Origin of the sequence: Bacillus sp. bc15, from assembly GCF_900142585.1 — a bacterium.
Taxonomy (GTDB): Bacteria; Bacillota; Bacilli; order Bacillales; family Bacillaceae_G; genus Bacillus_A; species Bacillus_A cereus.
Window position 1 is genome coordinate 1 of the sequence record NZ_FRBJ01000021.1, and the last position, 21,439, is coordinate 21,439.

Here is a 21,439-nt window from a genome sequence, read left to right on the forward strand (position 1 = left end):
TTCTACATATCACAATTAGGAGGAAATATCATGAAACTAAATACAATGAAATTAGAAGTACTTAATAAAGAAGAAAATGAAAAAGTAAATGGCGGCGGCTGGGGATATGTAATTACAGGTGCCCAACTTATGTGGGATACTGCTAAATATTATTCAAAAGGTAAAGGACCAGCAATGGAAGCACAATACAAACATGGTATGCCAGGCGGCAAATGGTAATAACAAAAATACCCCTATACTAAGGAGCAATAATAATGAATAAAAATAAATATACAGTATTGACAAAAGAAGAGCTATTAAAAACTGATGGTGGAAAAGCAATGTTTATAGCATCTAATGCAACCTATTATCCTCAAAAGTGGAATAGAGAATTAGGAAAATGGATCGCATCAAAAATTAAATAAAAAAGAATCCAATATCATGGATTCTTTTTTATTTAATTGAAATTTCCATTGTAATCTCCCCTGTATATCTTCTTAATCTGCGCGCTTCAGTAACCCCCTTGTAGACCGCAAACACCTTAGGGAACTGACTTAAACACATGTCGATAATCATGTCATCTGTAGTTCTAACATAAAAGTACTTAACTTTATCCATGTAATCGTTATAAAGGTAATGACTCTTAATCTCGTGATGGTAGTGTTAGATTCCAAGACTTCATACAGTTTGATTCTCGTTTCATCGATATTAGAATATTGATCAACACCCTTTGATCTCTTTCCTCTTCCGAGTAAAATAGCGTCTTTGTTCAGTTCTATCGCGCCAATGCGTATAGACAACTCCTTATTATGATATTAAATTTTTTTGTTTGATTCTCATATAGAGTCACATGCGACTTTTTCTCTGTTTATGGGGCTCTTACGTTGTAGTAAGAACCATTTTTTCATTAAGGTTTTTATATAAATCTTAATATACAGTTGTAAATATAGTTAGTTAAGTGTTAAAATTCCACATATACTCCTTAGGGAGTTCTCATATAATTAAACAAGAGTTTTAAAATTCTCGAATCTTAGCCCCTTGGAGCGCCCTCCAAGGGGCTGCAACAATTAAAATATCATTTTTGTTCACTTTTTTGATACATTTATGAAACATTCATGTGTTATCTTCAATACGTTCTTTTCTTTTTATAATATCGTGTGAGATATACCAACACAGAAAGCCCTAGCCCCCTAATCCTAGGGCTTCTTTTTTAAATAAGGAATTTATGAACTTTATTATTTTCACCCATTTTATAAATTGCATATACATAATATATAGATGTTTATGTTACAATAACTTTGTGAAACATCACGTGTTTCAAATACAACATTTTTTGATGACCTCTTATCTTTCCGTAAGAGGTCTTTTTTAATAACTACTTTGTTTAAATTTACCTTAATTAACGCTAAATTTTCTTAACATTCAAAATAACAACTGTATAATATAATTAAACTATTTGTATGAGGGGTGATTTTTATGAAATGGAACCAAAAATACAATCCAAAATATCTCTTTTACCGTATGTATAGTTATATTTATAAAGCCCTTGATGATATATCATGGTCCTTGAAATAATTTAGATTGTTATGAATACACATTTGCTGTGTGCTCTTTTCACATTGCTATACAATAACGCTTTTGTTTAATTTATATTATAAAAATTCATTTTCATAAGAACTTCCCTTATATGCTATACTCATTCATAAATAATTGTATAAGGAATGTTAAAAATGGATGATAGATCGTCAAGACAATGGAAAATGCGACAAAAGTTAAGAGAACTGAAAACAAAAAACAGAAGTGATACAAACCCTTTGTTTAATGAATGCCTTGAATCCCTAGGAAGCGAAACTCTCATTTCCTCTTTGGAAAAAAGCCAGCAGATTGCTACTACTTTAATGAATTTTTTTCCTATAACTGTCTCAGGAAGAATAGATTGGGAACAGATAGAAAATCAATTAATAGCCTCGAACAAAGAACAACTAATTTCCCTTATTAGAGCACACCAACTAGATTTTGATGGACAGATTTTTATAATATGGGATAACTATGAAATCCCTGTAGTAAGTACAAATCTTGATAAAGTATTCCAATCACTAGTTGACGTTGATGCGGTCAGTTTTTATTATTTGCTATTAGATAAAAAATATAGATTCGTAATTGAAATAAACAATGAAGAATTGATTAAGATTGGGTTTCGCTAATACTCTAGGCATATTTCCTCATTCTACGGTTCTACAAAATTCAAATTTCGTTTTAATCAAATACTTTAATCACATGTAAAAGTTACGTAAAGATTGCTATGATTCAATCCTTCCACCCTAGAAGCGTTATATAATCAAATCACAAACAATCAGGTTTGTACCTTTCTGTACGACATAACTCTTTGCTAGGAGCAAATCCTAGCCTTTTTTATTTAATCCCCCTACTTCCAAAACTATTTAGCACACCAACTACTCCTCTAAAACCACTATCCACAGTTCCAATTACCACGCGTAAATTTGTATCACGCGTCATAACGCTATGCCTCCTAATCCAAATTCATTATCCCTTCTAAGGTTCTAGCCGAAATATAAGTAGTAATAATTTCTATCTTTCCGTATTTTTCGTAAAACTCTACTGAGTACGTCATAACGCTATTACGCTTCAAGAATTTGTCCACGGTACTTGTTTCGATATAATCAAAACTTCCGACTACAGCCTCCAGTGTTAGTTGCTTCATGCCCCTAACCCCATTGGACGAGATTTGATTTTGTTCTTATCTGCCTGATCCATGATTAATGCGGCAATTTCTAATTGATGCCTTCCTAGCTCTTTTGCTATTTTAAGAATATCTTTATCCTAACCCCACATTTTTTCGTAATTGAATCACTTCACTTTCATTAATCACCAAGTCCAACTCTTCTAAAGCAATATATAAGTTACGACGCAATTTCTTCATGTACCATCCCTGCTGTAACGCCATTGTGTAATTCTCCTCCTCTAAATCCCTTCCAAATATCGGGATTTCATTTCCCCTCCAATTGTAATTGATGAATTTCTCTTAGCTCCGCCATAACGCCATCACATCTTCTCTCCAATTCTTCAGAGCTGCGATTCCCTGCTTCGCAAATACACGGTGCAAATTTGATAGCAGCCTCAAAATCGTTCTTAATTACTTCCTTTCCTTCTTCACAGGATGGGCAATATGTAAGTAATCGAATACGCCATAAGGCTATACTCGACTTTATAAAACAACAGTACAACATTCTTACAAATAGCGATGAAAACTACATTCATGAAATACATGATCCTCAGGTTGCTGAAATAACCGCTAAAACCGCTAAACGTTTGGGATTACAGCCAAAGAAACTAGGCTTATTTATGAAGCAGCAGTTCAAATGGATGCTTTTAGATAAACTATAGACCTAAGTCATATTTCTCAATATATAAAACTAATTAATGTGGGAAAATAATATTTGGATGGGATTCCAATACATATTATTACAATTAGAGCGGTTCAAGTTGAAGAAAGGCACCTTTTGGTGTCTTTTTTTATGAGTAAGAGATAAAGCCTAGATACTTATAAAAATAGGTCACAAGACTCAATCACGGACTGAAAATTCTAAACCATCTTTTTATTTCCTTTCGACATAATATGACAATATCCATATATATAATTTGTTATTATTAACTTAGCAATCTTACATTTTACATAATTGGAGGAACAAACGTGGGAAAGATATTTAAGTTTGGATGCCTAGGAATTATAGCTTTATTTGTAATCGGAATAATTGCTATGGTTGCTGGTGGTGGAGATTCAACAGAAAAAACTTCAACAGACAGTAAAGCAGTATCAAAAGAAGGTGTATCTTCTGATGTAAAAATCACTGTAGGATCTATGGAAACAGTAGATTCTGTGGGTAATGAATATACAAAAGAACAAGCACAAGGTGTCTTTAAAATTTTAGAAGTTACACTTACTAATAACCAAAAAGATGCTATCACTGTTGATGCTAATAGTTTTAAGTTGGTAGATAACAAAGGTCGTGAATTCACATATTCAACACAAGGTCAAACATCTTTTGACTTAACTAATGGTGGGAAAACTGACTTCTTCTTAAAACAATTGAATCCTGGTCTAACACAAACAGGTAAAATTGTATTTGATATACCAAAAGATGCTGAAGGACTTTTCTTAAAAGCTAGTGGCGGTATGACAGGTAAAGAAATTAATTTAAAAGTAGAATAGTTGAAAGCACTCGAAAGAGTGCTTTTATTTTTCCTCAATGACCAAAATTACTTCATGCGGTAAAATAATATTTGGATGGGAGTCCAATGCATATTATTAAAATTAAAGTGGTTCTAGTTGGAGAAAGACACCTCTGGGTGTCTTTCTCTTATTTTCAAAAGGACCTGCTCAATTAATTCTTAAATACATAAAGTAAATTAAACCCATTAAAGCGCATGGAATGAACCCTAGTTTTAACCTCTTATCTAAAGGAGGCACTATTGTTATGGGATATGGTGGTAGTTGCGGCGAAGGCTGCGGTTTTGCCGGAGGATTCGCTTTACTCGTTGTACTCTTTATACTATTAATTATTATCGGATGCAGTTGCTTCTGCTAAAAAACTATTGGAAAAGACACTCTTATATGGGGGTCTTTTTTGTATATTAAAAACCCACCTATTTCTGTAGATGGACTAAATGTAATTTTGCACAATTAAGTTATAACAAAATCATTTATATCTAAAGTGATTAAATTTAACTTAATAACCCTAATACCTTAATAATCTCAATTGTTTTATTATCCTTTATTTTAAAATGAAGCCTTTTCCCTATACGTTCACTAATTACAATATTTCCAGAGGTCAATTTACGCAAATGTTGTACAATCAAATCTTCTGTAATTTTTGTTTGCTTACTTAAATCAGAAACTGACAACGATCCATATGTAACCAATTTACAAACAATTGATAATCGAGTAGAATTCCCTAATGACCTCAAAACTTTTATACTTTCTGTATAGAAACTAAAATCCATATGAAAAGCCTGTAACAAATCTTCCAACCTCCTAGAATAAGACAGATAACAACCAAAATATCTTAACATAAAAATAGTAAAAAGAACCCCAAAATATACCAATTATTCATTGAGAAAAATGATACTTGAATGGGAGTCCAATACATATTATTAAAATTAAAGTGATTCAATTTGGAGGAAGGCAGCTTTGGGTGTCTTATCTTTTGTACATTATATCTATTACGTGCTCATTGATTTTTTATATGCATTTGATATAATTACTGTATTAGTATTATAGTAATACCTTGTGTATATAATAAAAGAAGAGATGCGCTAACATCTCTTCTAGTAACTGCTACCGTCAGGGTGGTGGTTATATCATTTATTTTTTACGAAACCCACCCTTTTGCTTCCGACGGCGACGAGGAGTGGGTTTTTTGTTATCTTTTTCTAAAATTTGTTTCCTAAAAACATACGCAGAAACTTCACGTACAATGGCTTTCACAAATTCTTTTAAAAGCTCAAACAAAAACTCCATAGGTATATCACCCCCTTTCCTTCCAAATGGAAAGAAGGGATAACCAATCACCCTCACAATATACAGTTAATTCTATTCTATCATACTAGTACAATCCCACCAATATAAAAAAGACTACCATTACTGGCAGTCCTTTTTGGGTAGTTTTAGAGATTTTCATTATAACATATTAATATTTAAATAATAAATATACATTTCTCCAAGATACTATGAATTTTTTATAATTCTTGATTTCTCAATCTTCGTTGCATGATTATATAATAATTAACAAATAACTTTAAAATTATTAATTCACTAGATTATTAGAAAAAGATGGTATCCATCTAATTATTTGGTAAAATATAGATATCCATTTAAGAAGGTAAAATTAATATAGATCAACTAAATAACGTAAAAAAATGTTTTATTGCATAAAAAAAGACTCCATTACTGGAGCGCTCAAAAATAAAATAAGTAAACGAATTAAAACAAATAACAGACAATTTAACTATATAGATAAAATATAAATAAATAAATATATATATACTAAATATTACATATATAGACCCTATTTATTGATGCTATAATAAGCTTACTCGATGATTGTTATATTTTTTGGGGTTTTTAAGCAATACAAACACCTTCTTAACACCAAGTGTACAAGTAAAAGGAGACATCTTAGGGTGTTTTTTTTATGCATTAAAAATCCTCACCATCCTATGAAAATGGTAGGGCCTTTAAAACAAATAATAATTGCAACTATATTAACTTTACATTACATTAAGGTTAGAGAATATCATACTAATAAAGTGCTAAATAGTAGGTGGGGAAATGGAATTTAATAATTTGGGTATTACCATTAAAGAACTTAGAATTAACAAAAATATATCACAATCCGAATTATGTCATGGAATATGTTCACAAAGTCAAATTAGTAAAATCGAAAAAGGTGTGATTTATCCATCTAGCGTATTGTTATATCAATTATCAGAAAGACTTGGTGTTGATCCCAATAGTATATTTGCAATAACTCAAAATAACAAATTAAAATACGTAGAAAATGTAAAAAATGTAATACAAGATTGCTTAAAACAAAAACAATATAAAGAACTTTATGAAATAGTAAAAAAGGAGAAAAACTTAAATAACTTTCAAACAAATGAAGAGAAACAATTTCTAATATGGCATGAAGCAATTGCTATATTTGAGGTAAATAGATCAACCAAAACTGCTTTAACTCTTTTAAATTATGCATTAAAACTAACTGTAACCAATGCTGATTGTTTATCAGAAAGAGAAATAGATATTATGCAGGCAATGGCTATATTTTATGCAGAAAACAAAGAATATGAAAAAAGTATTAATATATTAAGAAGATGTTTAACTAATTTTAACAAGTTAGATTTTCCTAGAGATAAAGAAATTAAATTAAAGCTCATTTATAATTTATCAAAATGTTTAAGTTACACATGTCAATACGAAGAGGCAATAAAATACATTGATAAGGGCATCCAATTAGCTATTAATCTAAATACTTTATACTTATTAGGTGAACTATACTATGGAAAAGGTTCAAACTTATTAAAGCTTAAACAATCTAATGACGAAAATGTTGCTGATAACATGAAAACAGCATTATTTATATTTAAATTAACAAAAAACGAAAGCAAATTACAAATAATTAAAAAAGAATATTTTGAAAACAAAAATAACCACTCATAATTTCTTAAAAACTACTTACAAAGCTCACAGGAAAAGTCCCTATAGTTTATTAAAATTAAAGTGGTTCAGGTGGGAGGAAGGCATCTTATGGTGTCTTTTTTTAAATAAAAAATGTCCTACATTTTTATATTTTAACCTCACCACATTCCACCCTTACCAAAGAAATAAGCTCGTAATCCAAGCGCAGCTCCCTTATCTTGTTCATACCTTTAATATACAAAGTTAGAGTATTCCTGATTTCCCTTATGGATAAACTCCCATTTAGATTGCAGGCGATGCTGATGTTCCTGGTGTAATAACAATGTCACCTTTTTGCAACCAATCATCTAGTATGTTCCAAGATGAAGTTACTGTTCCAGCACGTTCTACGCCTTGCTTTGGATTCTTTTGTTTTTCTGCTTCTTTTCTTCTGTAGGTATTCTTACAGCTTCATATGTATCATCAAGCCCTTGTGCTTTTAAGGCAGCTCTTGCTTCCGCAACTCTTTGCTGAGGTGTTTTATCTAGTCCGATATCATTTTCATTGAACTCTTTTTCAGCATTAAGTGACATCAATTTCTGTCCCAAATACGTACCGGATAAAAATCTCCCTGCTCTGTCTTTTTTCCATTGGAAAAATATTAAACAAAATAGAAATTCATGTTAGATACTGCCAGATGTTCGTATTAATTGCTATATATTTATTATTTAAAATCATAATGGTTCAAGGCAGAGGTAGGCACCTGAGGTTATCTTTTTTATTACGAAAACGACAATTTCTCGTACAATTGTCTTAATTACCTCTAATACTATTTGAAGAAATAGATCTATTATCATAGTTCCCTTATAATCTTTATCATCAACCATTTAAAGTTTCTTTAAACTATTACATAACATATGTTTTTTTGTACCATGCTTTTTTGATGCATTTAACCTTCTTAGATGTTGAGGGGGTAGAATTTTCCTTTGATGTAGCCATATCATTAGAACATCCTGCGATATTTAAAAAAATGTAACCGATAAAGACAATGATATTAATTTATTCAAATAATTAATTCTAACTCTTTTTTAGTTAACATTTTGTTATAAAATAAACTTCCAACTAATTTTACATTAGATCAAAAATTAAAAACTATTCTTATAGTCATAAAATGTTACATTTTGTATAATGATATAGTAATACATCTCCTAAAGACCTACCTACTTACATAGATCGATCTTCTTAAATTCTTCAGCATCATAAAATCCTAAATCGAATGAATACAACGTTTCTAATGTTTCTGAAGCACCAATATATTTCAAAATACTCTCTATATCTTTATATGATTGAAAATATAAGATTTTTGCTTTTGGTATTTTCCCATCAGTTTGTAACTTTTTCTTCTTAATGCCTAATTCTTCAAACATAAAATTATTTAAATGCTCCAAGATATCTGTGGATCCATGAATACGAAAACGTGGTCTAACATAAATTTTATTTTCAGGACGTTTGACTTTTATCGTCCCAAGTTCATGCCTCAATAAAATATAATTTTTAAAGAATACTTCTTTATTAAACTCAGCTTTAGGAAATAACCTAGATTTTTCTCGTATCGGTGTCCAACCAAATTCTTTTACTTTCCTGATAAATGGATGATCACTATTCATAGACATATACCATTCCACATATCCTTTATCTTCACAATATCTTGATCTTATTTTTCTCCTAAAGAAATCAGCAAACTTTTTTACTATCACTTGCGACTTATGAGTAAATTGAAAGTAACCTCCTGATTCATAACCATTACGCCATACCATACCTAAAGCCTCTGAAAATGCATCTGTTTTAATAAAATCATCAATCCAATTCTTTTCTATAAGATTATTAACCATAGAATCTTCCCCTTATATTTTATCATTCTAATCAATTCCAGAATAAAACAATATCCATATAAACAAACTGTATAATTTCACGTACTATATCCAATGTGTAAAACCAAATTCAGCAATAAAGCATATTCTAACCATCCATTCCCTTATCCTCTAACCAAGTAAGTAGTAAATCCCTTATTTATTCCTCTATCTTAGTAAGTCATTCCCACAAGAGCTAAATAATCTCAAGTTTTTCATCTATTCTTCGCAATTAAACTTGACTAAAGGTCTTGAGGTTTTTTATCATGTGGAAACGTTTAAGGAAAACGGCTGGAAGGCAGATTTATCCCCTACTTTGATAGGTCACAAAAAAGTAATCAATCAAAATAGATGGATAAGCGTCTTAGTTTTCGCCATGCGGTCACTTATAAGGTATCCGTATGTATAGACCCTGCTCACTCAGCGATTTTCACCGCATACATCCTTTTGCTATGGCTTGTCCTTGTAATATCGTCCCTACACGACAAACTGAATGTATTCCCTAGCACCGTAATGCTAACGATAACCACCCGAACCTTTTAGGGATTTGTCCCTGGGCAAGTTCTCGCCCTCCCTCATCAGAAGAACAGGATTCCAATGAGGGGTGCTGTTTTTGTAGGCGTATACTCTGTACCCCCTGCACGACCAACAGCTAGCCACGCCATAACACGTTCCCGCTAAATGTATAGCAGCACGGAATTACGGCTTATCAGTTTTTATTTACGTGGTATCAGGCAATTCCACGCGAACAAAAAACAAAAAGGCATCTCTAATTCCTGAATATCCTGTAGATCCACAAGACTTCTAGGTTTAGAGATGCCCGTTATAGATCTTTTGACTACAAAAAATACAATTCTAGCACTTACTAGTTGAATTTTAGTCAAATAATAGATAAAATGGGTATATCAAAGAAGCCTCGTGAAAAGGCATAGTTGTTTAAGGTTAGTGGTGGTACACTACTTAAACGTTAACACTGCAAGTTAATACAGTTAATTTCTAGTCAAGTGGTGGTACACTTGCTAGAGCTAGTCATTCCCGCTAAAGGTTGGTAGCCTTTAGCATATGGGAGTGGCTTTTTGTTTTATGTTCATATTCAATTGTTTTTAATTTTGCTCGTTTGATCTTCATTTATGTAAAATATCAAATTATGTTTTGTTTTGTAAAATGATGCTTGTTGTGTACTACGTTACAACAAGCTTTACCCTTTGTAAACTTCTGTATTACGAACTTTTTTCAAAATATCCCTATTTCCCTATTTCCCTATTTCTATTTATAGATATAGGGATATTTCCCCTTTTCCCTATATCTATATTTCCCTATTTTCATTATTTTTTCGTCCACTAACTTCTCTACGAAATTACATATTTATTTCTTAACTATCTCTACTTCATACATCAAAAGAATCTTTTGATACCAACGTTTTTCTTATTAATTACTAACTCTATGATTCTATTGCATATACCGTACATCATTGTTATAATTTCTTTAGAGATATAGAAATATCCCTATTTCTATAGTTAGAAATATCCCTATTTCCCTATTTCTATTTTTCCCTATTTCTATAAAGGGATATAGGGAAATTTCAAAAAAATATAACTGGAGTGTTAAAAATGGCTATTACAATTACGGTAGGTAATTACAAAGGTGGAGTCGGTAAAACCACAAATGCTGTATTGAACTCTTATGAATTTGCTAAAAAGGGTAAGCGTACATTACTCGTTGACCTTGATCCACAAAGTAACGCAACAAAATCTCTGATGTTAACAAAATCCATTCTTAACCCTGATGACATTGTTACAGTAGAAAGAACATTAATGAAGGGAATACAAGAGGGAAGTTTAGACGGCTTAGAAGTAGAGATTGTGGAGAATTTATACTTAATTCCTTCTTACGTTGATTTTCAAGACTTCGCAAAATTTCTTTATAAAAATTGTTCTTCGGAAGCGGAAGAAGATCATTACTTTAAAGGGTTGCTAGAAAAAATAAAAAACAAATATGACTACATATTTATCGATGTTCCTCCAATGTCGCTAGAAGTTACGAAAAACGCCGTTGTAGCTTCTGATTATGTTCTAATTGCTCTACAAACGCAAGAACGTTCTCTTACTGGTGCAGAAAACTACGTAAATGAACTTATCAAGTTAAAAGAACTATATGACCTTGATATTGAAGTAGTTGGTATTCTTCCTGTCCTATTAAAAAATAACGGTAAGGTTGACGAATATATCATGGAAAATGCTCGTGAAATTTTCGGTGAAGAGAACCTATTCAAAAACATCGTCCCTCAAATGGAACGTATTAAAAGATTTGATGTGAATGGTATTACTGAAAAAGATAGACATGATATGAATGTAATTGAACTATACGAAAAGATTAGTGATGAATTATTATCTCGTATTGATATGTTTGAAAAAATGAAGGTTGGTGTGTAAAATGGCAAGAACTCCTGGTTTGTTAGGTAGAAAGAAAAGTAACTTTGAACCTACTGAGCCTTATGTACCAGAACAAGGACAAGCTGTAGTTCAAAATAACGAGGTACCTGCTGCTCCCTCTCAACCTAAGACAGAAGAAAAACAAGTAACTCGAAAAGAAAAAAGAAACGACAAAGCTGAATCAAAAAAGAAATTTAAAAATCAGCAAGGTAGCATTAAAATTTCTAATCAATCAAAAGAAGAACTTGAAGTATTAATGAAACTTACAAACACAAAATTCGCTTATGAAATCATCGACTTACTTATAGATCGTTATGTAGAAAACGAGCTAACACCTGAGCAGAAAAGGAAATTTAAGCTTTTAACAGAGGCGTAAAAAATATAGAAATATCCCTATTTAGAAATAGGGATATTTCTATATTTCCACTTTTTCTTCATGATATCTTTACTTAATCAATCCTATTCAACTTACTTGAATACACAGGTGAAACAACAGATAATAACATAGTTGCTAGCAATACAAACGCAAAATAATTTTAATAGTTTAAGATAAAAACTAAATAGGGTGGTACCTTTGAAGAATAAAAGTAAATCTTTTGTAATAACTGTGACACCTATTACTGAAAGTTCAGATTTAACTATTCAAAGCGATCAAACTAACACAAAGAAGGAAATACAGACACCAGATAAACGTTTAGTTCCATCTAAAACAGCAAAACTTTCACCTGTTGTTTTACTAAAGCTAAATACTCTTAAACCATTTATACAGGAACAAGAAGGTATGGATAAAACATCAATTAACAACATCATTGACATGTTTGTTGAACATTATGTAGATTCCCAACTAGTCAACCGACATTCTAAAGCATATAAAAACATGTATAAGCACCTCTATGAGACATTAGAGAATAAATAAAGAAAAAAGTATCCCTGTTTTTGATTAAGGATACTTCTTTTTCCTGTCCCCTCTTATCAGCACTGCCACCACAGCTTTTCATTCTCTTTCGATGCAACAACCTCATCCCAAAATTCCAATCGTTTTTCCACTCATTCATTATGTACTTCTACACTTGTTTTGTTTTCTTTGTTAGTGCAAACTTCAAAAAAGCTGCAAGTAGGAGGAGGAGCGGTATGCCCTGAATAAAAAGAAACCCTCCAAAAAAATCAAACGTAGTACTATATGGAGAGTCTGTTGCCATTACACCTATAAATAAAGCTATTGGACTTGTAAGTAGATTTATCCCTAAACAGACCATTATCAATGATAGGTTTTTAGCCTTAATTTTTGATGAACCAGACAAGAAAAATAAGAATATTGCAGTGCCGAATATAAGAAACAGTGTTACATAAAAATTCACCATAATATCCCTCCGTGACCTTAATTGTACCACCAGCAAGGACAAATTTGAACAAATAGGATATTTATGTAAGGCAGATATAGTGTCTCTTTATCAGTTGCAAGAAAAAAGTGGATCTCTACTCTCACAAGGAATCCACAATTATTCATCCTCTATGATAGCCATTTCCAAAATAAATATAAAGCATGCCAATAGGCGCAACGAATGGACCAAATCCATATAGCACAAGCACTTTAAATATTTTCCAGATTAACATAAAAGGTAATGGCAGAATAAGAATATTACCACTCGTTATGGTAGTAATAAGATCATCCCATACAATTGTTGCAAAAGGGAATAAAACACCAGCTAATAAACAATATAAGATTGCACCGATTGATGGAGTAGTCCTACTAGATACTTCCGCAATAACATTAACATCCGCACCACTATACCTCGTTACTTCCATGTAAATAAACAATGCCGTTATAGAAATTGAAATAAAATATGATTTCATAAGATATTGAGTATTTACACCAAGTATTATTTTCTTAAAAAGTCCTAAAACTTTAGACAAAGTAAGCGCTCCTTTCTTTTTTAATAAATTAACTAATTTATATTAATATATAAAACTATGAATATAAATATTTTTTCTTTTTTTCTTCAAAATTACTTCTATAGAAAATATTAGTAAGTAGAAAAGTAAGAAAATCATGCTTTTCTACTTACCTAGAGATTTTTTATTACCAGAACTTCCACCACGGCTTTTTCTTCTCTTTGGCAGCAGCAACCTCATCCCGAAATTCCTGCACCAATCTCTTCGCTTCTTGCATCTCACGTAGTGTCTTCATAAGCGTCTCATCACGAGCTTCTAATCGTTTTTCCACTCGCTCGTTATGCGCTTCTACGCTCGTTTTGATTTCCTCATGGCTTTGCTTCGCCTGCTCACTTAAACGTTTCTCCATTGCTAACATACTCTGATTCATTTCTTGCGTCATAACGCTGTATTGCTGCTGTAATTGCTGTTTAATGTGGAATGGCACTAAATCCGTTCCTTCAGCTTCTTCTTGAATCAGATCTGGATTAACTTTCTCTATTTGCTGCGCAATCATCTTCGCTGCCTTTTCTAGCGTCATACCGTCATGCTTGCTGAGTTCAATTAACCTCTCAATAACCATAATATCGCCTTCTGAATACTCTCGTCTGCCGCGCTTATCCTTCTTTACAGCGAATCCTTCTCGTTGTAATACTTCCATGTACTTTCTAAGGGTGCTATCACTTATTCCTAGTCGTTTGTATACTTCACTAGCAGAATAAACAATTTCGTCCGTCATAACGTCACAACACCTCCTAGTGAGAGTATTCCATTATGGCAAAAAAATTCCTGCAAATAAAAAAAGACCTGTACAGGCCTTTTCAACTTGACTATATACTTTCTTTTTCTCTTTTCTCTAACTGATAAGTTAAAGCTAGATTGATCAAGAATGTTATAAATGCAAATATACTTGTTGCAATAAAGATATAGCCCATGATTGATATATTTTTATAATCAATCGACAAATATAATAATAAGCCTATACAAAAGAAAGATGCAAAGTTATCAGAAATGACTTTTTTCATTCTAGTTTCCTCCATACGCTTTCATGCTTCCATTTTTTTACCACAAAAATATTTTATAGCGTTTTAGTGATTTTAACAAGCAATTTCATAAACAACCGAATCATTTGAACCACTATATAACCGATCCCTGCCCCCTGAAATAAGAGAGAATCCACGGTCCTGGCTACCAATCCTAATAAACAGCCAACGTATAACGCTACAACGGATGCAATTGGATAAATTTATATTTCATTTTAAATTCATCTAAATTGCAATTAAAAATTAGTCGTGCTAATGTATTTATAATTAAATATAAGTATATAAAAATAATGGAATAAAAAGGAATGGAGCAATTATTTATGCCTAAACGTAGTGATGAATTCTGCTGTAATAAGTGTGGTCGATTTTGTGTTTTCGATCTAGATGATGATAAATTTACATCAAATCTATTCCATAATATGAGTGTATACTTTGGTTACACTAGTCCATTTGATAATGAAAAGCTAGAATTTACACTTTGCGAATTATGTCTATTCGAATTTTGGAGGGGCTGTAAACATAAACCATCCTCTGAATATTATAAAAATATTGTTGAGGGGTATGACACTGCTCGTTCAACTAAACATCCTTATTATGAAGATCTTTTTATAGAAACATATAAAAATTTAGAAGACGTAAAGAAAAAGTAAATCAATTTTGAATAGCCAATTTCTCTAAGGTTTGACTTAAAAATATTCCGATTATATTGCGAAGAAAAAGCTCTAAGTTGAGCTTTTTCTTCTATATACATCTTTGATTACATAACATAATTATGTCTGTTACCCTTTGTAACTCTTCCTAGATTCAACAGTCAAACTGGGTGTGCTGTTTAGTTAGGGAGAGTTATTATATTTTTGTTGCAAGACTATCCATGAAATTGCTAATTGAAGATGCTTGAAAGATACGTAAATTTGAAGAATTAATATCATACTGCTTATCGGTAATAATGAGGATTGATGGGAAGAATTTAGAACCTTTTGGCTGCCACGATTCATTATGCCATTCCTGACTATGGAAGTATAATTCATACCTGTTAATTTTATCTTGCATAATTTTTTTACTGTAAACTGACTTCTGGACCTCAATGAAAAATGGAGATCTGCGCCAGATTGTAAATGCATCGGGTTCCATATAATCTTTTCCGTATTTCGGCTCGACTTTGAATAATTTCGGTTTTTCATAATGAATGAGTTGTTTGTATACATCCACAATACCGAGGAAGTGGGGAAGCTTTTGGCTAGTTTTTCGTAGTGTACTAGGTTGAGGGAGATATATAAATGGCTGCTGTGAGATATTTGCATCCACATGACCATCTCTCCTTAATCGTTTCATTACTGTATTACAGCAAGTAACTGCATTCTTTAATCCTTGAAAATGCAAATCTATAATGTCGTCACGCGACATACACCTAAACTGTTTCAGATTTTTCAGTATTGCTTTGTCTCTATTCTTCATAATCTAACACCCCAAATAATTGAATCTCTTTTTGTGAAGGATTCTGAATTTTTATATCCTCCTTCGAAATACGATAAGGTTCAACTATTTGTTTCGCTATGCTTAAAGCTAAATAAGGAGCTTGCACTTTCTTTAATCCGTTCAATTTCAAAATCATTTGTCCCGATTGTTCCAAGTGTTCTGAACCAGGTGTGCCAATAATATTACTGTTAATCGTACTATCACATTTAAATCCCATTCTTACCGTCATATTGAGTTTTAACTTACCATCTAATACTTTCGCATCAGGACGTTGCATGCTAAGTATCAGAAAGACTCCGAGCGCCCTACCGACTGCCGATATTTTTTCAATGTTAGCCATACATTCTTTTTCGTCCTGCAACATTGCTACTTCATCAATAGCAAGTAAGATATACGGTTTCTGGTTATCGGTATTCACTTTGTTATATTCATCGATATGATCCACTTCATACTCTTCCATTAGTTTTCTGCGTTCGCGTATTTCCTTCCACACTTTCTGAAGCATGATTTTCATTTCGATTTCTTCCATACAAACCTCTTTTACGTGCTTTACTCTTCTCAAGAAATGAAACTCAGAATTTTTCAAGTCGCCCAGGTACAAATGTAATTTATCAGGGGACATGTATTGAATGAGTGTGGACAAAATAACACGTACCATACTACTTTTCCCGCTGCCTGTCTCTCCTGCCACAAGTAAGTGTGGAGTATTGGCTTCAACCATGTCATATACAATCATATTGTCGAATTGATCACGCCCTACCACAACGGGAAGACGATGCTGTTTTAGTAACGACTGCCATTTCTTATAACTGTATTTGTATGTTTGTAGACCTGCATCCGAATGGAATACATTCAAGACAAAACGTTTAATATCTCCTTCAATTGCTACATTCCGCCCTAAAATCTGCTGAAAGCAAAACCATTTCTTTTCGATTGTCTTTGGATCCAAACCGTTTGGAATGGTAAATATATACCTAACGCGCTCTTGTGTGGAGGAAATGTTGTGTATCTTTGGATAAATTGGTACTTTCCCACCTCTTGTTTGATGGTCCACATATAAACCTGCTTTTCCAAACACCTCTATAAGTTGATTCTTCAAACTCTGTTTATGAAGCCATCCTTTGATGAATTCCATGCGATACCTCCTAAAACATGATTAAGATTTTAATAAATACATAGCCGATGAAACAAACTCCACCTATTCTCATTCCGTGATACATTCCGTCGCTTACAAATTTAGCCGCTGCAACATGATCATTCTTTACAAGATGCTTTTCTAATATCGCTCCACCAATTGTTGTTGCTCCTAAAACTCCTAATGAAATAAATGTAGTTAACATAGAAAACTCCCCTTTATAAACAGAATTTAGAATCCTTTTATTACATGGGTTTATAGGTCTAATACTTTGGTAGTGTTACTTTGATAGCTAACTTGATAGCTACTTTGATAGTACAAATACTAGTTACCTTGATAGCGGTTAAGCTATTTACTTTGGTAGCTACTTTGATAATACGTTTGATAACTACTTTGGTAGCGACCTTGATAAAGCATATTGTGGATGGCTTGGACAATATTCAAACTTTCGTGAAGTTTAAAAAGTTTAATTTTTGTACAGACTTGTTACCAATAAATCAAGCAAGGGAGAGAGGAAAGATGTTCGGACTAGGAAAACCACGTTCACGTTTTGGTAAATTTCTTGATAAAAATAATCTTTCACAACAGGATATAGTGAAGGAAAGTGGCGTTAACAGAGGAACGATCAGTCGAATATGCCAGGGAGATGCATTTCAACCTTCATTGAAGAATGGGAATAAGATTATAAGAGCTTTAAAAAAGTTAACAGGGAAAAATGTTGATTATAATGATTTTTGGATGTAGATTCACTTAAACGAGTGAGGCTATTTTTATTTTTTTATAAAAACCTCTTCATAAAAGAACATATATTCGTATATAATAAGAACTAACGTTCTGTTATTTAGGGGGAATAACGGTGTATGACTATTCAATATTGCCAAACCGAATTGTTTTATGTATAGATCTTCGTAGCTTCTATGCTTCAGTCAGTTGTATCAAGATGGGATTAGACCCACTTCATACTAAATTAGCTGTAGTCGGTGATGTTAATAGGAGTGGTTCAATTGTTTTGGCTGCAACTCCACCATTAAAAGCGTTGGGTGTTAAGAAAATGGCAAGATTATACGAAATACCACGACGCAAAGATATCCTTGTGGTAAACCCAATTATGAGCACTTACATAAAATGCTCTAATTTCATCACGAAATTAGCTCTACAATACCTTCCTGTTGAGGATTTTCACCAATACTCCATCGATGAGTTTTTTATGGATATTACGGATAGTATTCATTTGTTCGCTAACAACCCATACGACTTCGCATTAAAATTCAAACGCGAAATTTATGCAAAGACACGAGTCGAATGCACGATAGGAATTGGTCCTAATCCTTTAATGAGCAAAGTAGCTTTAGATGTGGAAGCAAAGAAAACGAAAGATTGCATAGCATACTGGAAATACGAAGATGTACCCATAAAATTATGGCCAATACGACCACTTAGTAAGTTTTGGGGGATTTCTGGTAAAACAGAAGCGAAGTTAAACCGAAAAGGAATTCATTCAATCGGAGACTTAGCGCAATACCCACTCAAATACTTAAAGCAAAGCTTCGGGGTCATTGGCGAAGAATTGCACTTACATAGTAACGGCATAGATTTTAGCCGCATATCAAAAAAATACGTTCCAGCAACAACTTCTATTGGCAAGAGTCAAATACTTATGCGTGATTACACCATAGAAGAATTCCCGATTATTTTACTGGAGCATATTGAGGAAGTTTGTTATCGAATGCGAAGACAAAACAAACTAGCTCAAACGATTCACTTTTCCATTGGTTATAGCAAAAATTACAATGGCGGCTTCAGAAAAACTCACACTATGAACCGACCAACCAATTTAACAATGGATATATATAAGATTTGTACATATTTTCTACACGAGTTTTACACTGGAGACCCCATTAGATCCATCAATGTTTCTTTAACTAACTTAATCAATGAAGGCGAGGAACAAATCTCACTATTCGATAATGTAATACAACGAGAAAAAGAAATGAAACTAACTAAAGTAATGGATGAAATACGCACTAAATTTGGTAAGAACAGCATATTAAGAGGAATTTCGTATACAAATAGTGCAACAGCAAGATACAGAAACACATTATTAGGGGGACATAAAGCATGAACAACGCTAATATGCCAAAAGGAAGAGGAATGGTTAAATGGACTCCATTCGCAGCAATGCCAGAACAATTCGCAGGTATCCGTGAGATTATTAAAAACAAGACAATAGTAGAACGTCCTACATTAACCCAGGAAGAACAAGAACTTATTGAGAATATGCTATTATGTTCGTTGCTTTCTGAAGAAGTAATAATGATTACATATTACGAAGGGGGATTTTTACTTACTAACTATATGACCATCGTTGATATTGATCCGCTGAATAAATCTATAATTTGTACGGATGCATTTTACAATAATATGACGTTAAAATTTATTGATATTATGGATGCAAAATTAAAAAAGCCGTCAATAGAAATAATTATTTTTAAATCCTTTCATTTCAAATTATGTAGTTTGAATATTCTGTTTAATGTGTATAAATAAATTAAAATGTTAGAAAATACAAATAATATGTTATTATTATCCATGTAATATTTATACCAAAAAAGGGGGATTTTTCATGTTTAAGAAAGTAATAATTGGAACATTAGCAACTGGAATTATGTTATCTGGTGCTGGAGGAGTATTTGCAGAGACACCTACAGATACAAGTGTAAAATTAAAAATTGATAATAAAAAAAGTTTTGTTAAAAAACTTGAAAAACAAGACTTTCCTGGTTACAAATCAAAAAATGAAATACCCGCTGTAAAAGAGTGGAATGGAGTGACTTGGTATTTAAAAGGAGCAACTGAAGTAAGTAAAAATTCATGGACAGGACATTATGAAGGATGGCGAACAAGTAATAATTAAGAAACCTTAATTAAGAGTTTTCAAAGAAAAAAAATAAAAAGAAGATCGAACTAGATTGTTTTTCTAGTTCGGTCTTCTTTTTATTTTAAATTCATTAATAATTATTTTTTTCACATCGCTATAAAATACCATTATTAACATCCCTAATATAGTTATAAATAAAGAAATTCCTTCAATGCCAATAAATATCCCTACAAATATAAGAACAATACCTATAAAAAACCAAAATCATTTTCATCATCATCATCGTCCTCACATTCATTCTTATCCTTTTTATCTAACTCCTCTCTAGCATCCTCTGATCCCTTTATTAACTCATCAATTGTTACTTCATATAATTCACTAAGTAAAATCAAATTATCAATATCAGGATAACTTTTATTGCTCTCCCATTTATAAACAGCTTGTCTAGTTAGTCACTCCAACCTTTCGAGCCACATCTTCTTGTGAAAAGCTTTTTGATTCACGAAACCTTTTCAATTGCGAACCTAAATTCATATTATTCACCTCTAAGAAATCATTACATATAAACCCCTAATCAATAAAGAAACCATTAATCTAATATGTAAACTAATGGTTCACATATTAAAATCTTTACTAAATTACCCTCTACATTTAATTAATACAATGTTATCAGCAACTAAAAAAAGTATTCCATAAACATAGGACTCTTTTTTACTTTTCTCGAAATTAAACTTTTGAATATTAGTTTACATTCAAATCCCCTTAAACATTGACTTCTCGCCAAATCCCCTGATATCCTCAATTTACATGACAAAAGTATACATTCAAAACGCTATAAATAAAGAGGTCAAAAACTATGAACAAAAAACCACATCTCATTGATATCCAGCCCATCCGTAGCAAAGAACAGATCGAAGATATGAAATGGGCTCTTAAACGTCATTGTTCCGAACGAGACTATATTCTCTTTCTTGTTGGCATTCATACTGGACTACGCGTAAGTGACCTACTCCAACTCGAAACACAAACCATAATAAAACTAAAACGAAAAAAGAGAAAAGAATTTAAGATCAAAGAAGGAAAAACGAAGAAAGAACGCATGATTAATCTTACTTCTATTTTTGATGAAGTCTATTCGTATGCCCAATCACTAAAAAGTACCTGGTTATTCCCTTCCCGAAACGGAAATCAGCCCATTAGTAAGATCCAGGCTTATCGACAATTGCAAAAGGCCGGAGATTTTGCCGGTATAGAGTCCATCGGAACTCACACCATGCGCAAAACCTTCGGTTATTGGTTCTATAAACAAACAAAAGATGTTGCCATGCTTCAAGAAATTTTAAATCACAGTACACCACAAATTACTCTTAAATATATCGGAATTAATAAAGAAGAAAAGGATAATATACTAGATATCTTTTATATTTAAAAAACAATTCATTATATTGTTCATAAA

Annotated in this window: 27 protein-coding genes and 6 pseudogenes; 16 read left to right on the forward strand and 17 right to left on the reverse strand. The window is 32.2% G+C overall.

Annotated elements, in window-relative coordinates; genetic code table 11:
- Window positions 1–30: 30 nt before the first annotated feature.
- Both BUA87_RS28785 and BUA87_RS31490 read left to right on the forward strand, forming a co-directional pair.
- Window positions 31–219, forward strand: coding sequence for a hypothetical protein (locus tag BUA87_RS28785; RefSeq protein WP_072941764.1), 189 nt, complete (start codon window positions 31–33; stop codon window positions 217–219).
- A 35-nt stretch (window positions 220–254) separates the two neighbouring features.
- On the forward strand, window positions 255–404 hold the full coding sequence (locus BUA87_RS31490) for a hypothetical protein (protein ID WP_176543045.1): 150 nt from the start codon (window positions 255–257) through the stop codon (window positions 402–404).
- A 28-nt stretch (window positions 405–432) separates the two neighbouring features.
- Here BUA87_RS31490 and BUA87_RS32035 read toward each other — a convergent pair.
- Window positions 433–686 (reverse strand): annotated as a pseudogene (locus BUA87_RS32035) (hypothetical protein).
- 1,023 nt (window positions 687–1,709) lie between these two features.
- Between BUA87_RS32035 and BUA87_RS28795 the strand changes: the two are divergent.
- The gene (locus BUA87_RS28795) at window positions 1,710–2,183 is read left to right on the forward strand and encodes a CDI toxin immunity protein (RefSeq protein WP_072941688.1); all 474 of its coding nucleotides are present in this window, start codon (window positions 1,710–1,712) and stop codon (window positions 2,181–2,183) included.
- Between the two features lie 238 nt (window positions 2,184–2,421).
- On the opposite strand, the pseudogene BUA87_RS32040 reads toward BUA87_RS28795, so the two are convergent.
- From BUA87_RS32040 to BUA87_RS32045, 4 genes and pseudogenes are all read right to left on the reverse strand, one after another.
- Window positions 2,422–2,520: pseudogene (locus BUA87_RS32040) on the reverse strand (deoxyuridine 5'-triphosphate nucleotidohydrolase); the annotation flags it as partial.
- Window positions 2,510–2,701, reverse strand: coding sequence for a hypothetical protein (locus BUA87_RS28800; protein WP_072941691.1), 192 nt, complete (start codon window positions 2,699–2,701; stop codon window positions 2,510–2,512). The pseudogene BUA87_RS32040 and the gene BUA87_RS28800, both read right to left, overlap by 11 nt.
- Window positions 2,698–2,944 (reverse strand): annotated as a pseudogene (locus BUA87_RS30740) (helix-turn-helix domain containing protein). Before BUA87_RS30740 ends, BUA87_RS28800 begins: the two are co-directional and overlap by 4 nt.
- Window positions 2,901–3,134 (reverse strand): annotated as a pseudogene (locus tag BUA87_RS32045) (hypothetical protein). The pseudogenes BUA87_RS30740 and BUA87_RS32045 overlap by 44 nt, the downstream one beginning before the upstream one ends.
- Here BUA87_RS32045 and BUA87_RS30745 point away from each other — a divergent pair.
- From BUA87_RS30745 to BUA87_RS28815, 3 genes are all read left to right on the forward strand, one after another.
- On the forward strand, window positions 3,106–3,384 hold the full coding sequence (locus BUA87_RS30745) for a hypothetical protein (protein WP_225989867.1): 279 nt from the start codon (window positions 3,106–3,108) through the stop codon (window positions 3,382–3,384). The pseudogene BUA87_RS32045 and the gene BUA87_RS30745 overlap by 29 nt on opposite strands.
- Window positions 3,385–3,691: 307 nt before the next feature.
- Window positions 3,692–4,210: a DUF4352 domain-containing protein gene (locus tag BUA87_RS28810; protein ID WP_072941694.1), complete on the forward strand. Its 519-nt coding sequence runs from the start codon at window positions 3,692–3,694 to the stop codon at window positions 4,208–4,210.
- Window positions 4,211–4,475: 265 nt separating this feature from the next.
- Window positions 4,476–4,586, forward strand: a complete 111-nt coding sequence (locus BUA87_RS28815) for a YjcZ family sporulation protein (RefSeq protein WP_000540371.1) — start codon at window positions 4,476–4,478, stop codon at window positions 4,584–4,586.
- A gap of 136 nt (window positions 4,587–4,722) precedes the next feature.
- Here BUA87_RS28815 and BUA87_RS28820 read toward each other — a convergent pair whose 3' ends face one another.
- Together BUA87_RS28820 and BUA87_RS31495 are read right to left on the reverse strand one after the other, a co-directional pair.
- A complete protein-coding gene (locus BUA87_RS28820; protein ID WP_072941767.1) occupies window positions 4,723–5,001 on the reverse strand; it encodes an ArsR/SmtB family transcription factor in 279 nt (92 codons plus the stop codon).
- A gap of 361 nt (window positions 5,002–5,362) precedes the next feature.
- A complete protein-coding gene (locus tag BUA87_RS31495; protein ID WP_165362282.1) occupies window positions 5,363–5,518 on the reverse strand; it encodes a hypothetical protein in 156 nt (51 codons plus the stop codon).
- An 810-nt stretch (window positions 5,519–6,328) separates the two neighbouring features.
- On the opposite strand from BUA87_RS31495, the gene BUA87_RS28825 reads away from it, so the two are divergent.
- Window positions 6,329–7,219 carry a helix-turn-helix domain-containing protein gene (locus BUA87_RS28825; RefSeq protein WP_072941701.1) on the forward strand — a complete coding sequence of 297 codons (891 nt, stop codon included), beginning with the start codon at window positions 6,329–6,331 and terminating at the stop codon, window positions 7,217–7,219.
- Between the two features lie 365 nt (window positions 7,220–7,584).
- On the opposite strand, the gene BUA87_RS32050 is transcribed toward BUA87_RS28825, so the two are convergent.
- Together BUA87_RS32050 and BUA87_RS28835 are read right to left on the reverse strand one after the other, a co-directional pair.
- The gene (locus BUA87_RS32050; RefSeq protein WP_013450090.1) at window positions 7,585–7,770 is read right to left on the reverse strand and encodes a hypothetical protein; all 186 of its coding nucleotides are present in this window, start codon (window positions 7,768–7,770) and stop codon (window positions 7,585–7,587) included.
- A gap of 627 nt (window positions 7,771–8,397) precedes the next feature.
- Window positions 8,398–9,069 carry a hypothetical protein gene (locus BUA87_RS28835; protein ID WP_072941704.1) on the reverse strand — a complete coding sequence of 224 codons (672 nt, stop codon included), beginning with the start codon at window positions 9,067–9,069 and terminating at the stop codon, window positions 8,398–8,400.
- 1,628 nt (window positions 9,070–10,697) lie between these two features.
- Between BUA87_RS28835 and BUA87_RS28845 the strand changes: the two genes are divergently transcribed.
- The 3 genes from BUA87_RS28845 (at window position 10,698) to BUA87_RS28855 (ending at window position 12,435) form a co-directional block, all read left to right on the forward strand.
- Window positions 10,698–11,519: a ParA family protein gene (locus tag BUA87_RS28845; RefSeq protein ID WP_013450092.1), complete on the forward strand. Its 822-nt coding sequence runs from the start codon at window positions 10,698–10,700 to the stop codon at window positions 11,517–11,519.
- 1 nt (window position 11,520) lies between these two features.
- Window positions 11,521–11,895, forward strand: a complete 375-nt coding sequence (locus tag BUA87_RS28850) for a hypothetical protein (protein ID WP_072941712.1) — start codon at window positions 11,521–11,523, stop codon at window positions 11,893–11,895.
- A gap of 198 nt (window positions 11,896–12,093) precedes the next feature.
- Window positions 12,094–12,435: a hypothetical protein gene (locus BUA87_RS28855; protein WP_072941716.1), complete on the forward strand. Its 342-nt coding sequence runs from the start codon at window positions 12,094–12,096 to the stop codon at window positions 12,433–12,435.
- A gap of 148 nt (window positions 12,436–12,583) precedes the next feature.
- Here the strand turns inward: BUA87_RS28855 and BUA87_RS28860 are convergent, their stop codons facing one another.
- From BUA87_RS28860 to BUA87_RS28875, 4 genes are all read right to left on the reverse strand, one after another.
- Window positions 12,584–12,880 (reverse strand): hypothetical protein, encoded by a 297-nt coding sequence (locus BUA87_RS28860; protein ID WP_072941719.1) that lies wholly within the window; start codon window positions 12,878–12,880, stop codon window positions 12,584–12,586.
- 142 nt (window positions 12,881–13,022) lie between these two features.
- Window positions 13,023–13,433 carry a hypothetical protein gene (locus tag BUA87_RS28865; protein WP_072941722.1) on the reverse strand — a complete coding sequence of 137 codons (411 nt, stop codon included), beginning with the start codon at window positions 13,431–13,433 and terminating at the stop codon, window positions 13,023–13,025.
- Window positions 13,434–13,599: 166 nt separating this feature from the next.
- Window positions 13,600–14,190: a DUF3967 domain-containing protein gene (locus BUA87_RS28870; protein ID WP_072941726.1), complete on the reverse strand. Its 591-nt coding sequence runs from the start codon at window positions 14,188–14,190 to the stop codon at window positions 13,600–13,602.
- 91 nt (window positions 14,191–14,281) lie between these two features.
- Entirely contained in the window at window positions 14,282–14,476 is a 195-nt protein-coding gene (locus BUA87_RS28875; protein ID WP_072941729.1) for a hypothetical protein, read from the reverse strand.
- A gap of 338 nt (window positions 14,477–14,814) precedes the next feature.
- Between BUA87_RS28875 and BUA87_RS28880 the strand changes: the two genes are divergently transcribed.
- A complete protein-coding gene (locus BUA87_RS28880; protein ID WP_072941732.1) occupies window positions 14,815–15,144 on the forward strand; it encodes a hypothetical protein in 330 nt (109 codons plus the stop codon).
- A gap of 196 nt (window positions 15,145–15,340) precedes the next feature.
- On the opposite strand, the gene BUA87_RS28885 is transcribed toward BUA87_RS28880, so the two are convergent.
- The 3 genes from BUA87_RS28885 to BUA87_RS28895 are packed head-to-tail and all read right to left on the reverse strand — an operon-like array spanning window position 15,341 to window position 17,310.
- Window positions 15,341–15,949 carry a replication-relaxation family protein gene (locus BUA87_RS28885; RefSeq protein WP_072941735.1) on the reverse strand — a complete coding sequence of 203 codons (609 nt, stop codon included), beginning with the start codon at window positions 15,947–15,949 and terminating at the stop codon, window positions 15,341–15,343.
- Window positions 15,939–17,105, reverse strand: a complete 1,167-nt coding sequence (locus BUA87_RS28890; protein WP_072941737.1) for an FtsK/SpoIIIE domain-containing protein — start codon at window positions 17,103–17,105, stop codon at window positions 15,939–15,941. Before BUA87_RS28890 ends, BUA87_RS28885 begins: the two co-directional genes overlap by 11 nt.
- A 10-nt stretch (window positions 17,106–17,115) precedes the next feature.
- Window positions 17,116–17,310, reverse strand: a complete 195-nt coding sequence (locus BUA87_RS28895; RefSeq protein ID WP_072941739.1) for a hypothetical protein — start codon at window positions 17,308–17,310, stop codon at window positions 17,116–17,118.
- A 314-nt stretch (window positions 17,311–17,624) separates the two neighbouring features.
- On the opposite strand from BUA87_RS28895, the gene BUA87_RS28900 reads away from it, so the two are divergent.
- The 4 genes and pseudogenes from BUA87_RS28900 to BUA87_RS28915 all read left to right on the forward strand — a co-directional run bounded on the left by BUA87_RS28900 (window position 17,625) and on the right by BUA87_RS28915 (window position 20,019).
- Window positions 17,625–17,849: a helix-turn-helix transcriptional regulator gene (locus BUA87_RS28900; RefSeq protein ID WP_016513776.1), complete on the forward strand. Its 225-nt coding sequence runs from the start codon at window positions 17,625–17,627 to the stop codon at window positions 17,847–17,849.
- Between the two features lie 112 nt (window positions 17,850–17,961).
- Window positions 17,962–19,227 (forward strand): Y-family DNA polymerase, encoded by a 1,266-nt coding sequence (locus BUA87_RS28905; RefSeq protein ID WP_072941742.1) that lies wholly within the window; start codon window positions 17,962–17,964, stop codon window positions 19,225–19,227.
- Window positions 19,224–19,562: pseudogene (locus tag BUA87_RS28910) on the forward strand (YolD-like family protein); the annotation flags it as partial. The gene BUA87_RS28905 and the pseudogene BUA87_RS28910, both read left to right, overlap by 4 nt.
- 166 nt (window positions 19,563–19,728) lie before the next feature.
- Window positions 19,729–20,019 (forward strand): LCI fold-containing protein, encoded by a 291-nt coding sequence (locus BUA87_RS28915; RefSeq protein WP_072941744.1) that lies wholly within the window; start codon window positions 19,729–19,731, stop codon window positions 20,017–20,019.
- A gap of 63 nt (window positions 20,020–20,082) precedes the next feature.
- Here the strand turns inward: BUA87_RS28915 and BUA87_RS28920 are convergent.
- Window positions 20,083–20,517 (reverse strand): annotated as a pseudogene (locus tag BUA87_RS28920) (helix-turn-helix transcriptional regulator).
- A gap of 322 nt (window positions 20,518–20,839) precedes the next feature.
- Here BUA87_RS28920 and BUA87_RS28925 point away from each other — a divergent pair.
- The gene (locus BUA87_RS28925; protein WP_072941747.1) at window positions 20,840–21,412 is read left to right on the forward strand and encodes a tyrosine-type recombinase/integrase; all 573 of its coding nucleotides are present in this window, start codon (window positions 20,840–20,842) and stop codon (window positions 21,410–21,412) included.
- The last annotated feature ends 27 nt before the right edge of the window (window positions 21,413–21,439 follow it).

What these genes read in the sequence shown, in the direction of transcription:
- BUA87_RS28785 (WP_072941764.1), top strand. Translation starts at nt 31, where the DNA reads ATGAAACTAAATACAATGAAATTAGAAGTACTTAATAAAGAAGAAAAT.
- BUA87_RS31490 (WP_176543045.1), top strand. Translation starts at nt 255, where the DNA reads ATGAATAAAAATAAATATACAGTATTGACAAAAGAAGAGCTATTAAAA.
- BUA87_RS28795 (WP_072941688.1), top strand. Translation starts at nt 1,710, where the DNA reads ATGGATGATAGATCGTCAAGACAATGGAAAATGCGACAAAAGTTAAGA.
- BUA87_RS28800 (WP_072941691.1), bottom strand. Translation starts at nt 2,701, where the DNA reads ATGAAGCAACTAACACTGGAGGCTGTAGTCGGAAGTTTTGATTATATC.
- BUA87_RS28815 (WP_000540371.1), top strand. Translation starts at nt 4,476, where the DNA reads ATGGGATATGGTGGTAGTTGCGGCGAAGGCTGCGGTTTTGCCGGAGGA.
- BUA87_RS28820 (WP_072941767.1), bottom strand. Translation starts at nt 5,001, where the DNA reads ATGGATTTTAGTTTCTATACAGAAAGTATAAAAGTTTTGAGGTCATTA.
- BUA87_RS31495 (WP_165362282.1), bottom strand. Translation starts at nt 5,518, where the DNA reads ATGGAGTTTTTGTTTGAGCTTTTAAAAGAATTTGTGAAAGCCATTGTA.
- BUA87_RS28825 (WP_072941701.1), top strand. Translation starts at nt 6,329, where the DNA reads ATGGAATTTAATAATTTGGGTATTACCATTAAAGAACTTAGAATTAAC.
- BUA87_RS32050 (WP_013450090.1), bottom strand. Translation starts at nt 7,770, where the DNA reads ATGTCACTTAATGCTGAAAAAGAGTTCAATGAAAATGATATCGGACTA.
- BUA87_RS28835 (WP_072941704.1), bottom strand. Translation starts at nt 9,069, where the DNA reads ATGGTTAATAATCTTATAGAAAAGAATTGGATTGATGATTTTATTAAA.
- BUA87_RS28845 (WP_013450092.1), top strand. Translation starts at nt 10,698, where the DNA reads ATGGCTATTACAATTACGGTAGGTAATTACAAAGGTGGAGTCGGTAAA.
- BUA87_RS28850 (WP_072941712.1), top strand. Translation starts at nt 11,521, where the DNA reads ATGGCAAGAACTCCTGGTTTGTTAGGTAGAAAGAAAAGTAACTTTGAA.
- BUA87_RS28860 (WP_072941719.1), bottom strand. Translation starts at nt 12,880, where the DNA reads ATGGTGAATTTTTATGTAACACTGTTTCTTATATTCGGCACTGCAATA.
- BUA87_RS28870 (WP_072941726.1), bottom strand. Translation starts at nt 14,190, where the DNA reads ATGACGGACGAAATTGTTTATTCTGCTAGTGAAGTATACAAACGACTA.
- BUA87_RS28875 (WP_072941729.1), bottom strand. Translation starts at nt 14,476, where the DNA reads ATGAAAAAAGTCATTTCTGATAACTTTGCATCTTTCTTTTGTATAGGC.
- BUA87_RS28880 (WP_072941732.1), top strand. Translation starts at nt 14,815, where the DNA reads ATGCCTAAACGTAGTGATGAATTCTGCTGTAATAAGTGTGGTCGATTT.
- BUA87_RS28885 (WP_072941735.1), bottom strand. Translation starts at nt 15,949, where the DNA reads ATGAAGAATAGAGACAAAGCAATACTGAAAAATCTGAAACAGTTTAGG.
- BUA87_RS28890 (WP_072941737.1), bottom strand. Translation starts at nt 17,105, where the DNA reads ATGGAATTCATCAAAGGATGGCTTCATAAACAGAGTTTGAAGAATCAA.
- BUA87_RS28895 (WP_072941739.1), bottom strand. Translation starts at nt 17,310, where the DNA reads ATGTTAACTACATTTATTTCATTAGGAGTTTTAGGAGCAACAACAATT.
- BUA87_RS28900 (WP_016513776.1), top strand. Translation starts at nt 17,625, where the DNA reads ATGTTCGGACTAGGAAAACCACGTTCACGTTTTGGTAAATTTCTTGAT.
- BUA87_RS28915 (WP_072941744.1), top strand. Translation starts at nt 19,729, where the DNA reads ATGTTTAAGAAAGTAATAATTGGAACATTAGCAACTGGAATTATGTTA.
- BUA87_RS28925 (WP_072941747.1), top strand. Translation starts at nt 20,840, where the DNA reads ATGAACAAAAAACCACATCTCATTGATATCCAGCCCATCCGTAGCAAA.